This window comes from uncultured Roseobacter sp., from assembly GCF_947491795.1.
Taxonomy (GTDB): Bacteria; Pseudomonadota; Alphaproteobacteria; order Rhodobacterales; family Rhodobacteraceae; genus Roseobacter.
The window spans coordinates 109,610-122,936 of the sequence record NZ_CANLKW010000004.1 but is presented as its reverse complement, the minus strand read 5'-3'; the positions used below and the strand labels follow the sequence as shown (position 1 = coordinate 122,936).

Below are 13,327 nucleotides of genomic sequence, written 5' to 3'. Positions count from 1 at the left end.
TGTTTACCAGCAAATGGCCATCCGGTTGCACCCGGCGCCGCAACATGAAATGACGCTTAACATAATATTAACAAGGGGAAGAAACGTTATGAAGTTTGTGACAACACTTATGGCCGGCGCACTGTTTGCCGTGTCCTCCATCGCCGCCTCGGCTGCAACGCTCGATATCGATCTGGGCGACGCGACCATGGGTGCCGCAGGTGCGGGCACTGCCACGCCCCGGGAACTGGATTACATCGGCTTCAGCCTGGACACGCCCGAAGGCTATTTCCTGGCCGAGATCGACATCACCTTTTTCAGCAATGTCGGCAGCAACCTGGACGAGACATTCGGTCTTTACTCCGATGGTATCCTGATCGCGCGCACATCCAACTTTCCGCTGAACCGCAGCGGCCAGGGCGCGGTGCTGTCCTTTGACAGCCTGCCGCTCGAAAACGCGCTCGGCAACGGCGACTATGTGCTGGCCTTTGGCGGCGCCAAGTCGAACTTCACGACGAACCTGTCGGAGGCGACCTCCTCGGCCAACTTCGGGGACGGATCCTACACGGTGAGCATCGACACGCGTCTGGCCCCTGTGCCGCTGCCTGCGGGCGGTCTGCTGGTGATCAGCGGTCTTGGTGCTCTGGCCGTCGCACGCCGGAAAAAGCGCCTGTCCTAATGCGCATCACCAACGCGTCACGCGAAAAACCGGGGTCACACAACGCTGCCTGAAATCACAGATTTCAAAGCATCACTTGACGCGCGATCTTTTGGGTTTTCGTCAGACGCTGTGGGTGACACAGTCAAAACGGCGGGCAGATGTCCGCCGTTTTTCGTTTGTGGCGCTGCAGCAGGGTCACTCATTGCCCACATGTTCGCCCCAGCCGGGGCGCTCGCCCGTGACCTTTTCCTCGGCCAGCAGATCCGCGCGCCGCTCGGCCAGGGCGCGCTCCTCTTCCATCAGCCCGGCCATTTTCATCGCCAGCCAGGTGTCCAGAATGCGGTTGATGCGCTGCTGATAGCCTTTGCCCATCGCGCGAAAGAGCCTGGCCACAGACCGGTCCAGATAGAGCGAAACCTTCACCTTCGGCTCATGGGTGTCGATATCCGCCTCGATCGTGTGCCAGGCCTCGGGCGCCTCGGCGCGCAGCCGGTGCAGCGGCACGGCGTCCCCATCGGCACGCCACAGGTGATAGATCAGGCGCTGGCGGGCCAGCAGTTCGGATTTGGTCATGGTGGCCATCGGCGGGGCTCCTGTCGTGTCGCAGTGCGCGCCCGACCCCGGGGCCCCATGCTCCCCCGGGATGCGACCGGTTCCGGGGCACGCCAGGGTCAGGTCAGCGCGAAAGCCCAGTCTGCCACAGGCCCGTTACAATCCTCTGACCGTTGCGTACGCCGCGCACCGACGTAATACCGACGTTTTACCGACGTAATGCCGACAGGCCCCGGGGCCCCGCTCAGAGCAGCGCACCGGCCCAGAGCCCGAGGCCGAAAACCGTATGCGCAATCAGCCCCAGCGCCCTTGCTTTACCCGGGTTCGGCGTGCGCGACGCGGCCATGCCCAGCCCCAGCCCGGGTTGCAACAGGAACCACCCGAACCCCAGCATCAGGATCGAAAACACCCAGGCCGGCACCAACGTCGGTGCCGCCGTCCAGGCCGGTCCCATCAGCAGGGCGAGCGCGATGCCATAAGCCACGCCCACCGCATAGTGAAAGCCCCAGCCCAGCGCCTTTTCTGCTGTCACCGGGGCCGCCCGGGCGATGTCATCATGGAACAGAGTGCCGCGCGGAAGATGCGCCACCCAGCGGCCCACCATCGCCCAGTTCGTCACCGGCAGGCCCGCCACACGCGCCAGCAGCAGCGCCCAGAGATCCAGCGCCACCGTCGCCACCAGACCCATCACCACACCCGTTATCACCAGACTGTCCACTGCACCCGCTCCCCTGTCCGCTGGCCGGAAACTGACACCCTGTGGCACAAACCACAAGGCATCTGAAAACCGGCTGCAGCACATAAAAAGACGGGCCGGTATGCGTCACCGGCCCGCCAAGGATACAGGTCATGCGCAGGAAGAGATACGCGTGACCGTCTTCAGAGTGCGTCCCCTCCGGGTGTCACCAGGCACCGGGAGCCGGAATGCGGGAGTAATCACATCCATGGACAGGTTCAGTTAACCACGATCCCACCTGCCGATCTGTAACCCAGGTCACATATCGGTCGAATTTTATCAATCTGTGAGAGCCCGTAACTGTCTGATCAGAAAGCGTTCTGCAATCATGACCCCGTGTTTGTCAGAGTGGAGGCCGTGCTCTGTGGCAGACCTGTCGGAGTCCCGCCACATTTGTGACACCGTTCCCCCTTTCTTTCCGCATCAGCAGGACGCAAAGGAGTGATTTCAGATGGCAACAGTCTCGGCTCTCATCGGCGGCATTCTGGGCTTTTTCTCATTCGCTGCGGCCCTGATTTTTACGGACGCGGGCTTCATGCAGGCGCTGACCATCTATCTCTTTGTCGGGATGGGCGTAACCTTTACCCTGATCACTGTGGCAACGCTGACAGCCCGCGGAGACAGGCGTGCCGACACCGCCCGTCTGCAGCCTGTGCGCGCCACCGCCGGAGCATCATCTCTTCCAGCAGAATAAGCCAGGTCGCCGCCGCAACGCGGTGCTGCACCACAAACTGAAAACGCCGCACACGGGGGCGCGGCGTTACATCATTTCACCCGGCAAGAGTTCGGTTCAGAGCAGAACCCGCCAGATCAGCAGGCTTGGCACCAGCATCGCAAAAAGGATGCAGAACAGCTTTGCGCCATGGCTGATTTTGCCAAACGCCCCTCCGCCCATCGCGCCTTCTCCGTAGTTCAGCGCACTGCCCATCACGGCATAGCCGCGGGCCTCGCGCCGTATGCGCTGTGCCTGGACAGAGGCCATCGCGCGGCGGTTCACCTCTGCCTGGCGTTCCTTTTCGGTAAGCTGGCTGTCCAGATTTTCCATATTACTCATGTTGTCCCTCAAACTCCCTTGGCTGGGAGTCCAGATGGGGTCTGAAAGCTTAAAGTCCAGTGTACAGGGAATAAAAAAGGCCGGCGCAGCGGCCGGCCTCTCTCAGAACGCCTGAATATTGCTCAGTTCAGCGCCTTGTCAGTGATGGCATGCGTCCAGGCGCCCTCAGGTGCCTTCGAGATCACAGGGTCAGAGCCGCCGGACAACAGCGATGCAACGGTCCGCTCGTAGTCCGCCGGGTCCAGCGCGCCGTTGCTGCCCGCCGTCAGTTTCGCAATCTCGCCCATCATACGCTTCTGGTGCTTTTCGGTCTGCGCCCCGCTGGCATCGTTGTCCAGAACGATTTCCGCTGCCTCGTCAGGGTTCGCCTCGGCATATTTCCAGCCCTTCATCGACGCCCGAACGAACCGGACCATCTTGTCCTCAAACGCCGGATCAGCAAGGTTTTCCTCAAGCGCATAGAGACCATCCTCCAGCGTTGCCACACCCTGGTCCTCATACTTGAAAACGGTCAGATCATCAGGTGTCAGACCTGCATCAATCACCTGCCAGTATTCGTTGTAGGTCATGGTCGACACACAGGCCGCCTGGCCCTGCAACAGCGGGTCCACGTTAAAGCCCTGCTTGAGAACGGTGACGCCGCCATCACTGCCATCTGTGGCAATGTCGAGCTTGCTCATCCAGCTGAGGAACGGGAATTCATTGCCGAAAAACCAGACGCCCAGCGTTTTGTCTGCAAAGTCATCTGTACTGGTCACGCCTGCATCCTTGCGGCAGGTCAGCATCATGCCGGACGACTTAAAAGGCTGCGCGATATTGACCATGCCGAGCCCCTTCTCGCGCGCGGCCAGCGCTGCGGGCATCCACTCAACGGTCACATCCGCGCCGCCACCGGCCAGCACCTGTGTCGGTGCAATATCCGGGCCACCCGGCTTGATGGTCACGTTCAGGTCCTCTTCCTCGTAAAACCCTTTGTCCAGTGCCACATAGTAGCCTGCGAACTGTGCCTGGGTGACCCACTTCAGCTGCAGTGTTACATCATCCGCCGCCTGGGCTGTTGCGCCCCAGAGACCCAGCGCCGCACCTGCGGCCAGTGTTGTTATGGTTTTCATCATACTCTCCTTTGTTGTCGTATTCTGGTTTTTGTTATCGTCTCTGCGACGGGTGCCAGAATGTCACCGCCCGTTCCAGAAGGGCAATACTGCCGTAAAACGCCGATCCCGCAATCGCGGCCACAACAATCTCGGCCCATACGAGATCAAGCGCAAGCTGTCCGACAGATGTCGATATCCGAAAGCCCATGCCCCGGATCGGGGAGCCGAAAAACTCGGCCACAATCGCCCCGATCAGCGCAAGAGTACTGGCGATCTTCAGCCCGTTGAACACAAAGGGCATCGCCGCAGGCAACCGCAGTTTGAGCAGTGTCGTCCAGTATCCGGCACCGTACGTCCGCATCAGATCCCGCTGCATCGCGGAGGTGTCGCTCAGACCCTGCACCGTGTTCACCAGCATGGGGAAAAAGACCATCACCACGACAACGGCCGCCTTGGACTGCCAGTCAAAACCGAACCACATGACGAGAATAGGTGCCATGCCAATCACCGGCAGCGCTGCCACAAAATTCCCTACAGGCAGCAGACCGCGGCGCAGAAAGTCGTACCGGTCCACCAGAATGGCCACCAGAAAAGCCGATCCACAGCCGATGGCGTAGCCGCTCAGCGCGCCCCTGATCACTGTCTGCACAAAGTCCTGCCAGAGAATGTCTGTCGAGGCGGCAAAGCGCGCGGCAATGGCCGACGGAGCAGGCAGCAGGACCGGACTGATCTCAAAACCATGCACAATCCCTTCCCAGACCGCCACCAGCGTCAGGCCGAATACGACCGGTATGGCCAGCGACACAGCCCGCGTCGGCGGCAGCGCTGCCAGACGGGTGTTCAGCCACCAACCCCCTGCCCAGACCGCAAAAGCAAAGACCAGCCAGCCCATCACAGCATCCCCATGCGCCGCAGGGTGATGCGCTGGATCAGACCAATCAGCCCGACCAGAACCGCCGCCAGCGCTGCCGCCATCAGCAGGGCCGACCAGATCTGGATCGTCTGCCCGTAATAGCTGCCCGCCAGCAGCCGCGCGCCCAGCCCCGCCACTGCACCTGTGGGCAGTTCACCCACAATCGCCCCCACCAGAGACGCCGCCATGGCAATCTTCAGCGAGGTGAAAAGGTACGGCATCGAGGAGGGCAGCCGCAGCCGCCAGAAGGTCTGCTGCGGGCTCGCATTCCATGTGCGCATCTGATCGAGCTGCATTGCATCCGGACTGCGCAGCCCCTTCACCATGCCCACCACGACCGGAAAGAACGACAGATACATCGAAATCATCGCCTTGGGCAGCAACCCCGATATGCCCACCGCATTCAGCACCACAATGATCATCGGCGCAATCGCCAGGATGGGGATCGTCTGGCTCGCGATGACCCAGGGCATAATGCTCTTGTCCATCGTCCGGTTGTAGACAATGCCCACAGCCAGCGCGATCCCGAGCCCGGTGCCCAGGGCAAACCCCAAAAGCGTCGCGCTCAGCGTGACCCATGAATGATAGATCAGCGACCGTTTGGACGTGATCTTCTTTTCCACCGTGGTTTTCCAGATTTCTGCCCCCACCTGATGCGGCGCGGGCAGTTTTGGCTTCTCCTGGCTCCAGGTATCTGCCACCAGGGTCTGCGTTGTCAGTACCTCGCCCGACCGCGTCGCCTTGTCCCAGGCCCAGGGCGCATTCAGCCAGACCGCCGCCGCGTACCACAGCACGAAGATGCCCAGAACCACTGTCAAAACGGGTACAACGCTACGCATGCGCCCTTCCTCTCCACCAAAGCCAGCGGGCCACCGCAACTGATCCCGGGAACACCAGCGCGACCCTCCGCATGCGTCCGGCAGCATCCGCGCGTTGGTTTGCGGGCCTCTCCCAGCAGCGCAGGTTGCGATCATCACCCAATGCCGCAAGACACACGACAGCCGCCAGTGATCCAACCACGGCAAACAAAAAGGAAACGCAGCGCATGATCACCCGCGCCCATCCCGCTTCACCCTTCGGCAAATACTCCCCCCGGAGGGCCGGGCTGCCACAGATCCAGGCTCAGTCATCAATATGCCCCGCCCGCAGCCCTTCGCGCACACGGTGCGCCACCTCCAGAAACGCCGGCGTGTCGCGGATCTCCAGCGGGCGTTCCTTTGGCAGCGGGCTGTCGATCACATCCGTGATCCGGCCGGGGCGCGGGCTCATCACAACGATCTTCGTGCTCAGATAAACCGCCTCGGGGATCGAATGGGTCACAAAGGCAATGGTCTTTTCTGTACGGGCCCAAAGCTGCAGCAACTGCTCATTCAGATGGTCCCGCACAATCTCATCCAGCGCCCCAAAGGGCTCATCCATCAGCAGAATATCCGCATCAAAGGCCAGCGCACGGGCAATCGACGCCCGCTGCTGCATGCCGCCTGAAAGCTGCCAGGGAAACTTCTTCTCAAACCCGGCCAGCTCCACCAGCTCCAGAACCCGCGCCACCCGCGCATCCATCTCCGCGCGGTCATAGCCCATAATCTCCAGCGGCAGCCTTATGTTGCCACCAATCGTCCTCCAGGGGTAAAGCCCTGCCGCCTGGAACACATAGCCATAGGCCCGCGCGCGGCGTGCCTCCCCGGCACTTACCCCGTTTACGGTGATCGACCCACCGGTCGGATGCTCCAGATCCGCCATACAGCGCAGAAAAGTCGTCTTGCCACAGCCCGACGGCCCGATGAAACTGACAAACTCGCCTTTGCCGATCTCCAGACTGACGTCTTTCAGCGCATGCACCGGCCCGTCATTGGTCTGGAACGTCAGGTCCAGCGAGTTGGCCAGAATGACCGGTGGCGACACAGAACTGATCAATTCAGGTATACGATCATGGCGTCGCCTTCCGCATGAATGTCAGCAACAAAAGATTTCAGTTCGGCCAGATATTCACTGACATAGTTTTTTTCATCCTCTCCGAACGCCTCATCGAAAAATGGGTAAACATCCGCCTCCAAAAGCGCAGCGGGATTGATGCTATCCACCCATTCGCCCGCTGTTTTCAAAGAAAGGAATTGGTGGATTTCAAAGACGTCACGCACTCCAAAACCGCGAGCAGGCCCATAACCTACGTCGATCTCGCCGATCTCTGCACCGTTTAAAATGAAACCGGCAGGCAGGTCTTCTTTCCCATTGCTATCGGTAAATGCAAAGTGAATGGCACCCCAAGATTTGTCGAGGTCAAGGAATGCAGATTCCGGCGCAGGCTTCAAAATACGCTCGGAATGACCAGGCGCAGACATCGTTTTATTTCTTAAAAACCGGGCAATCCAACCCTGCTTCTCCGGTTCTTGCTGTGTCAGGTCTTCACCATAAATCACCATGCCGATTTGTCCCGGAGATCTGAATAGCAATTCAAGGTCTTTCGGGGCAACTCGCAGAACACTTCCAATCATGCTCACTGAATGCGCTTTCTTTTTTGAACCAACTAAATACCCGCCGGTATGTTCAGCGGATCACGCTGGATCATCTTCGGCGCGTTCAGCGCTTTCCACTTGCTCAGCGCCGCGGCAGCGGACGAAAACGCAGGCCGCGGAATAAACCGCCCGCGCCCCGGATTGGGTTGCGAATTCTGCCCCCAGGCCCAGATCACCTCGCCCCGGTTCAGCGTATAGCGGCTTTGCGCCTTCACCTCAAAACCCTCAAATACATTGTAGTCCAGCACGGAATGATGATTGGCCGGACTGATCGTCCTGGTAATCTTCGGATCCCACACCACGATATCCGCATCTGCGCCTTCAACCAGCGCTCCCTTGCGCGGGTAGATGTTCAGGATCTTCGCCACATTGGTCGAGGTGGCCGCGACAAACTCATTGGGCGTGAGCCGCCCGGTCTCGACCCCTTCCGTCCAGAGCACCGCCAGACGCTCTTCCAGGCCATTCGAACCATTGGGAATGATCCGGAAATCATCCCGGCCCGCGCGCTTCTGCTCGGTGTTAAAGGCCGCATGATCCGTGGCCACAACCTGCAATGATCCCGCCTGCAACCCGGCCCAGAGGCTGTCCTGATGGTCCTTTGAGCGGAACGGTGGCGACATCACCCGCCGCGCCGCGTGGTCCCAGTCCTTGTTGAAATACTCGGATTCGTCCAGCGTCAGGAACTGAATGAGCGGCTCGCCATAGACCCGCATGCCCTTCTGCCGCGCGCGCCGGATCGCCTCATGCGCCTGCTCACAGGACACATGCACAATATAGAGCGGCGTACCGGCCGCATCCGCAATCATTATGGCCCGGTTCGCGGCCTCACCTTCAACCTCCGGCGGACGCGAATAGGCGTGCCCCTCAGGACCGGTGATCCCCTCGTTGAAATATTTCTCCTGCAGCGCTGCCACCACATCGCCGTTCTCCGCATGCACCATCGGCAATGCACCCAGCTCCGCACAGCGCTGGAAAGAGGCAAACATCTCATCGTCCTCCACCATCAGCGCGCCTTTATAGGCCATGAAATGCTTGAACGAGTTCACGCCCATATCTACGGCGTCCTTCATCTCGTTAAAGACAGTCTCGTTCCAGCCGGTGATCGCCATGTGATAGCCGACATCCGAACAGATCTGCGGCGCGGACTTGCGGTGCCACTCGTTAATCGCATTTTTGATCGACCCGTCAGCCCCCGGCAGACAGAAATCCACGACCATTGTGGTCCCGCCTGCTGCCGCAGCCCAGGTCCCACTCTCGAAGGTTTCCGCCGCCGTGGTCCCCATGAACGGCATTTCCAGATGCGTATGCGGATCAATCCCGCCCGGGATCACATAGGCCCCTTCCGCATCGATATACTCATCGCCCGACAGGTCTTCGCCGATCTGGCTGATTGTCTCGCCCTCAATCAGCACATCGGCCTTCCAGGTCCGGTCCGCCGTGCAGACCATCCCGCCTTTGATTACCTTGCTCATCTTACATCTCCCATCTCAGCGGCCGGTTTCTTCTGGCCTGTAAATATCCCGGGTGAGGCCGCAGGCCGAGGGCAGAGCCCTCCTCAGACCGACGAAAAACACCCCAGCGCGGACCCGTGCACACCAATGTCCAAAGGTCCGAAACCGCTCTCCACACAGAGCGAGAAATACCCCGCAAGCGGCATGTAGATCACCCTGTAATCCCCGTCTCCGTGTGTCACCGACCAGCACTTCCGCGTAAGCCCCCCCGAAAAACTGACGGTTACTTCTTTGGGTGATCTCAGCATCTTCCGCATGTCACCTGCTGTCTGGCGCAGTACCGGATCATCCGTGGCCTCTGCCTCCGCAAGCTCTGCCTCAATCAGCGCGGATATCCGCTCCGCCAGCGACAGACCGGCATCGATCACCCGACAATCTCCGCTGTCTCCACCACAGCATGCAACAGAACATCCGCGCCCGCCATGGCCCAGTCCTTTGATATCTCTTCGGCCTCGTTGTGGCTCAGCCCGTCCACGCAAGGACACATGACCATCGCCGTGGGCGCCACCCGGTTGATCCAGCAGGCGTCATGCCCGGCACCCGAAATCAGGTTCATGTGACTGTACCCCAGCCGTTCCGCCGCAGTGCGCACCGCCGTGACACACCCTTCGTCAAAGGCAACCGGATCAAACCCGCCGACCTTCTCAAACTCAACGGCCAGTTCCATCTCATCACAGATTTTCTGCGCCTCAACCCGCAACCGCGCCTCCATGTCCTCAATCACGCTCAGCTCCGGCGAGCGGAAATCGACGGTAAAAACAACCCTGCCCGGGATCACATTGCGCGAATTAGGGTAGACATCGATATGCCCCGCCGCCCCCACCGCATGTGGCGCGTGGCTCCAGGCGATCTCATCCACTTTCTCCAGCACGCGCGCCATGCCGAGACCTGCGTTCCGGCGCATGGGCATCGGCGTCGAACCGGTGTGGCTGTCTTTGCCTGTGATCGTCACTTCGGTCCACGAAAGTCCCTGACCATGGGTGACAACGCCGATATCTTTGCCTTCGGCTTCCAGGATCGGTCCCTGTTCGATGTGCAGCTCGAAAAACGCATGCATTTTCCGCGCACCAACCTCTTCGTCGCCCCGCCACCCGATGCGTTTTAACTCGTCGCCGAATTTCCTGCCCTCGGCATCCTCGCGCGCGTAGGCCCAGTCCTGCGTATGAATGCCCGCGAAAACGCCTGATGAGAGCATCGCGGGGGCATAACGCGTGCCCTCTTCATTGGTGAAATTGGTGACGACGATGGGGTGTTTTGTGCGGATGTTCAGATCATTCAGCGTGCGGATGATTTCCAGACCGCCCAGAACCCCCAGAACGCCATCATACTTTCCGCCCGTGGGCTGTGTATCAAGGTGGCTGCCGACATAGACCGGCAGGGCCTCAGGATCCGTACCTTCGCGCCGGGCAAACATGTTGCCCATCTGATCCAGCCCCATGTCGCACCCGGCGGCTTCGCACCAGCTCTGGAACAGGGCGCGGCCCTCGCCGTCCTCGTCGGTCAGCGTCTGGCGGTTGTTTCCGCCCGCCACGCCAGGCCCGATCTGCGCCATGTCCATCAGGCTGTCCCAGAGCCGGTCGGGATTGATTTTCAGGTTCTGTCCTGGCGCCGTCATGGCCGGGCCCCTCCCTTGATTGTACTTGCCTTTCCGGCAAGAAATTTTACCATTTGGTAAAGCTACGATTGCGGCTGAGGTGGTCCAAGTCAAGACTTCCTTTTGCACGGCGATGCTGTGATGCTTGGCCTATTGAAAGCGCTGCCCTTTTTTGCGGCAGGGCGGGAACCGGAGGACCTGTTGACCGTCAGTACCGACAGAAAACCAAGCCGCATCCAGATGCGCAACCGGCGTCGCATTCTGGATGCCGCCCTCGAGGTCTTTTCACAGCACGGGTACCGGGGCGCGACCCTGGACCAGATCGCCGAGAGCGCCGGGTTAAGCAAACCGAACATTCTTTACTACTTCGAAGGCAAGGAAGAGATTCATATCACCCTGCTCAACCAGTTAATGGAAACCTGGCTTGATCCTTTGGTAACACTTGACCCGCAGGGCGATCCGCTGACCGAGATCCTGAACTATGTGCACCGCAAGCTGGATATGGCACATGAGTTCCCCCGCGAAAGCCGGCTTTTCGCAGGAGAAATCCTGCAGGGCGCGCCGCGTATGGCGCCGCACCTTCAGGCCGGTTTACAACCGCTTTTCGACGAAAAATGCGATGTTATTCAGAAATGGATGGACGCCGGGCATCTCAACTCCGTGGATCCCAGGCACCTGATTTTCTCGATCTGGGCCACAACCCAGCACTATGCGGATTTTGCAGCCCAGGTGCGTGTTCTGCTGCACGACGACCCCGGCGCACAGGCGGGAGCGGCTGAATACCTCACGGCGCTGTTCACGCGGCTGCTGAAACCTTAGGTTCTGTTAACCAACAATAAATTCAGCTGCGTTCATTAACTCCCCGGTAACATTTACACCCTTTTAATGGTTATCGGTGGCGGGCTTCGAATTTGAGAGATGATCGGAGCAAGAAATGACAGCAATTTCCCTGATTAATCCCTATGCCCCGCAGCCCGTGCAGGGCCAGGGATCAGACAGCGCCTACGCGCTGGCTTCCTCGCAGCCTGTATCGCAGTCCAGCGCGGGCCGCGAAGCAGGCACATCGTCGGATCAGTCCGGATATGGTGCAGGTAACGGCACAGGCACAGGTGGTGCCCAGCTTGAGGCGCTTCTGGCACGCGGACGGGACCGCATGGAAAGCACGGATGCAACATCTGAGTCCGTGGTCGAGGCTCAGGCCAAGGCCGATGGTGCAACTGAGTTCCTCGAACGCCAGGCACGCCAGCAGATCGAAGCCCGCGCGGCCGAGGCTGCCCGTGCAGCAGACAAGGCCGCTGCGCGCGCTGCTGAGGCAAAAGCCGAGGCGGATGCAGCCGCAGAGCCGGAATATGTCATGCCCAATCCGCTGCCCACCGCGCCTATCCTCAGGAGTGAGGACGTCTGAAACCGGCGTTATTCGGCCGCACGTGCCGCCGGATTATTGGGATGCGTCGTCCAGTTGGCATAGTCCGCATCGACCACACTGCCGGTGCGCGGGTCGATCTGACCGGCAGCCATCGGCTCCATGGTGATGCAGCCTTCGACGGGGCAGACATTGACGCAAAGATTACACGCCACGCATTCATTGTCTTTGACGGTGAAAACGCGGTCGTCTGACATAGCAATCGCCTGGTGGGAAGTATCCTCGCAGGCCGCGAAACAACGGCCGCAGGAAATACACAGGTCCTGACTGATCTTCGCTTTGGCGACGTAATTCAGGTTGAGGTACTGCCAGTCGGTCACGTTCGGCACAGCCGCACCCCGGAAATCATCGATACTGGTGTGACCCTTTTCATCCATCCATTCGGACAGGCCGCTGATCATTTCCTGAACGATCTTAAAGCCATAGGTCATCGCCGCCGTGCAGACCTGCACATTACCACAGCCCAGCGTTATAAACTCTGCCGCGTCCCGCCAGTTCGTGATGCCACCTATGCCTGAAATGGCAATGCCGCGCGTCTCGTCTCCACGCGCGATCTCGGACACCATCGACATGGCAATCGGCTTGACGGCCGGACCGCAATACCCGCCATGAGAGCCCTTGCCGTCAATCGAGGGTTCCGGAGACATGGTGTCCAGATCAACCGAGGTGATTGAGTTGATCGTGTTGATCAGGCTGACCGCATCCGCACCACCCGCTTTGGCCGCAGCCGCCGGTTTGCGGATATCGGTGATATTGGGTGTCAGCTTCACGATCACAGGTTTGGAATAATACTGTTTGCACCAGCGCGTGACCATTTCGATGTATTCCGGTACCTGGCCCACAGCAGCGCCCATGCCCCGTTCGCTCATCCCGTGCGGGCATCCGAAGTTCAGCTCAATCCCATCCGCGCCGGTCTTCTCGACCAGCGGCAGGATCGCCTTCCACGCCGCTTCCTCGCAGGGCACCATGATCGACACCACGACCGCCCGGTCGGGGTAGTCAGCCTTGACGCGTTTGATCTCCTCCAGATTGGTAAAGAGATCGCGGTCCGTGATCAGCTCGATATTGTTCAGCCCCAGCAGGCGCCGGTCCGCACCGTAAACCGCTCCATAGCGCGGCCCGTTCACATTTACGACCGGTGGCCCTTCAGAGCCGAGGGTCTTCCAGACCACACCACCCCACCCGGCCTCAAAAGCACGGCGGACGTTGTATTCCTTGTCTGTCGGCGGCGCCGAAGCCAGCCAGAACGGGTTGGGGGATTTGATCCCGATGAAATCGCTTGTCAGATCGGCCATTT

16 protein-coding genes are annotated in these 13,327 nt (G+C 60.0%); 4 read left to right on the top strand and 12 right to left on the bottom strand.

Annotated elements, in window-relative coordinates:
* Positions 1-88: 88 nt before the first annotated feature.
* The gene (locus Q1A34_RS17135; protein WP_300037092.1) at positions 89-658 is read left to right on the top strand and encodes a VPLPA-CTERM sorting domain-containing protein; all 570 of its coding nucleotides are present in this window, start codon (positions 89-91) and stop codon (positions 656-658) included.
* Between the two features lie 177 nt (positions 659-835).
* On the opposite strand, the gene Q1A34_RS17130 is transcribed toward Q1A34_RS17135, so the two are convergent.
* Positions 836-1,222, bottom strand: a complete 387-nt coding sequence (locus Q1A34_RS17130) for a BrnA antitoxin family protein (protein ID WP_300037089.1) — start codon at positions 1,220-1,222, stop codon at positions 836-838.
* 214 nt (positions 1,223-1,436) lie between these two features.
* Entirely contained in the window at positions 1,437-1,910 is a 474-nt protein-coding gene (locus Q1A34_RS17125; RefSeq protein WP_300037086.1) for a DUF2938 domain-containing protein, read from the bottom strand.
* A 469-nt stretch (positions 1,911-2,379) separates the two neighbouring features.
* Here Q1A34_RS17125 and Q1A34_RS17120 point away from each other — a divergent pair, with 469 nt between their 5' ends.
* A complete protein-coding gene (locus tag Q1A34_RS17120) occupies positions 2,380-2,622 on the top strand; it encodes a hypothetical protein (protein ID WP_300037083.1) in 243 nt (80 codons plus the stop codon).
* A 96-nt stretch (positions 2,623-2,718) separates the two neighbouring features.
* Here Q1A34_RS17120 and Q1A34_RS17115 read toward each other — a convergent pair whose 3' ends face one another.
* The 9 genes from Q1A34_RS17115 to Q1A34_RS17075 form a co-directional block, all read right to left on the bottom strand.
* Positions 2,719-2,982, bottom strand: a complete 264-nt coding sequence (locus Q1A34_RS17115) for a hypothetical protein (RefSeq protein WP_300037080.1) — start codon at positions 2,980-2,982, stop codon at positions 2,719-2,721.
* A 122-nt stretch (positions 2,983-3,104) separates the two neighbouring features.
* On the bottom strand, positions 3,105-4,094 hold the full coding sequence (locus Q1A34_RS17110; RefSeq protein WP_300037077.1) for an ABC transporter substrate-binding protein: 990 nt from the start codon (positions 4,092-4,094) through the stop codon (positions 3,105-3,107).
* A gap of 34 nt (positions 4,095-4,128) precedes the next feature.
* On the bottom strand, positions 4,129-4,968 hold the full coding sequence (locus tag Q1A34_RS17105) for an ABC transporter permease (RefSeq protein WP_300037074.1): 840 nt from the start codon (positions 4,966-4,968) through the stop codon (positions 4,129-4,131).
* Positions 4,968-5,828: an ABC transporter permease gene (locus Q1A34_RS17100; RefSeq protein WP_300037071.1), complete on the bottom strand. Its 861-nt coding sequence runs from the start codon at positions 5,826-5,828 to the stop codon at positions 4,968-4,970. The genes Q1A34_RS17105 and Q1A34_RS17100 overlap by 1 nt, the downstream gene beginning before the upstream one ends.
* A gap of 283 nt (positions 5,829-6,111) precedes the next feature.
* Entirely contained in the window at positions 6,112-6,891 is a 780-nt protein-coding gene (locus Q1A34_RS17095) for an ABC transporter ATP-binding protein (RefSeq protein WP_300037068.1), read from the bottom strand.
* Between the two features lie 8 nt (positions 6,892-6,899).
* Complete coding sequence (locus Q1A34_RS17090; RefSeq protein ID WP_300037564.1) at positions 6,900-7,481, bottom strand: DUF1877 family protein; 582 nt, start codon at positions 7,479-7,481, stop codon at positions 6,900-6,902.
* Positions 7,482-7,513: 32 nt separating this feature from the next.
* A complete protein-coding gene (gene hydA / locus Q1A34_RS17085) occupies positions 7,514-8,974 on the bottom strand; it encodes a dihydropyrimidinase (protein ID WP_300037065.1) in 1,461 nt (486 codons plus the stop codon).
* 83 nt (positions 8,975-9,057) lie between these two features.
* On the bottom strand, positions 9,058-9,381 hold the full coding sequence (locus tag Q1A34_RS17080; RefSeq protein WP_300037062.1) for a hypothetical protein: 324 nt from the start codon (positions 9,379-9,381) through the stop codon (positions 9,058-9,060).
* Positions 9,378-10,628, bottom strand: coding sequence for a Zn-dependent hydrolase (locus Q1A34_RS17075; RefSeq protein ID WP_300037060.1), 1,251 nt, complete (start codon positions 10,626-10,628; stop codon positions 9,378-9,380). The genes Q1A34_RS17080 and Q1A34_RS17075 overlap by 4 nt, the downstream gene beginning before the upstream one ends.
* Before the next feature lie 219 nt (positions 10,629-10,847).
* Between Q1A34_RS17075 and Q1A34_RS17070 the strand changes: the two genes are divergently transcribed.
* Both Q1A34_RS17070 and Q1A34_RS17065 read left to right on the top strand, forming a co-directional pair.
* Positions 10,848-11,426 carry a TetR family transcriptional regulator C-terminal domain-containing protein gene (locus Q1A34_RS17070; protein WP_300037561.1) on the top strand — a complete coding sequence of 193 codons (579 nt, stop codon included), beginning with the start codon at positions 10,848-10,850 and terminating at the stop codon, positions 11,424-11,426.
* 115 nt (positions 11,427-11,541) lie between these two features.
* Positions 11,542-12,012, top strand: coding sequence for a hypothetical protein (locus tag Q1A34_RS17065; protein ID WP_300037057.1), 471 nt, complete (start codon positions 11,542-11,544; stop codon positions 12,010-12,012).
* Positions 12,013-12,020: 8 nt separating this feature from the next.
* On the opposite strand, the gene preA is transcribed toward Q1A34_RS17065, so the two are convergent.
* Positions 12,021-13,325: an NAD-dependent dihydropyrimidine dehydrogenase subunit PreA gene (preA, locus tag Q1A34_RS17060; RefSeq protein WP_300037054.1), complete on the bottom strand. Its 1,305-nt coding sequence runs from the start codon at positions 13,323-13,325 to the stop codon at positions 12,021-12,023.
* Between the last annotated feature and the right edge of the window lie 2 nt (positions 13,326-13,327).

Coding starts and splice junctions, on each gene's coding strand:
- Q1A34_RS17100 (WP_300037071.1), bottom strand. CDS start 5,828: ATGCGTAGCGTTGTACCCGTTTTGACAGTGGTTCTGGGCATCTTCGTG.
- Q1A34_RS17070 (WP_300037561.1), top strand. CDS start 10,848: ATGCGCAACCGGCGTCGCATTCTGGATGCCGCCCTCGAGGTCTTTTCA.
- Q1A34_RS17105 (WP_300037074.1), bottom strand. CDS start 4,968: ATGGGCTGGCTGGTCTTTGCTTTTGCGGTCTGGGCAGGGGGTTGGTGG.
- Q1A34_RS17065 (WP_300037057.1), top strand. CDS start 11,542: ATGACAGCAATTTCCCTGATTAATCCCTATGCCCCGCAGCCCGTGCAG.
- Q1A34_RS17135 (WP_300037092.1), top strand. CDS start 89: ATGAAGTTTGTGACAACACTTATGGCCGGCGCACTGTTTGCCGTGTCC.
- Q1A34_RS17115 (WP_300037080.1), bottom strand. CDS start 2,982: ATGAGTAATATGGAAAATCTGGACAGCCAGCTTACCGAAAAGGAACGC.
- Q1A34_RS17075 (WP_300037060.1), bottom strand. CDS start 10,628: ATGACGGCGCCAGGACAGAACCTGAAAATCAATCCCGACCGGCTCTGG.
- preA (WP_300037054.1), bottom strand. CDS start 13,325: ATGGCCGATCTGACAAGCGATTTCATCGGGATCAAATCCCCCAACCCG.
- Q1A34_RS17110 (WP_300037077.1), bottom strand. CDS start 4,094: ATGAAAACCATAACAACACTGGCCGCAGGTGCGGCGCTGGGTCTCTGG.
- Q1A34_RS17090 (WP_300037564.1), bottom strand. CDS start 7,481: ATGATTGGAAGTGTTCTGCGAGTTGCCCCGAAAGACCTTGAATTGCTA.
- hydA (WP_300037065.1), bottom strand. CDS start 8,974: ATGAGCAAGGTAATCAAAGGCGGGATGGTCTGCACGGCGGACCGGACC.
- Q1A34_RS17120 (WP_300037083.1), top strand. CDS start 2,380: ATGGCAACAGTCTCGGCTCTCATCGGCGGCATTCTGGGCTTTTTCTCA.
- Q1A34_RS17130 (WP_300037089.1), bottom strand. CDS start 1,222: ATGGCCACCATGACCAAATCCGAACTGCTGGCCCGCCAGCGCCTGATC.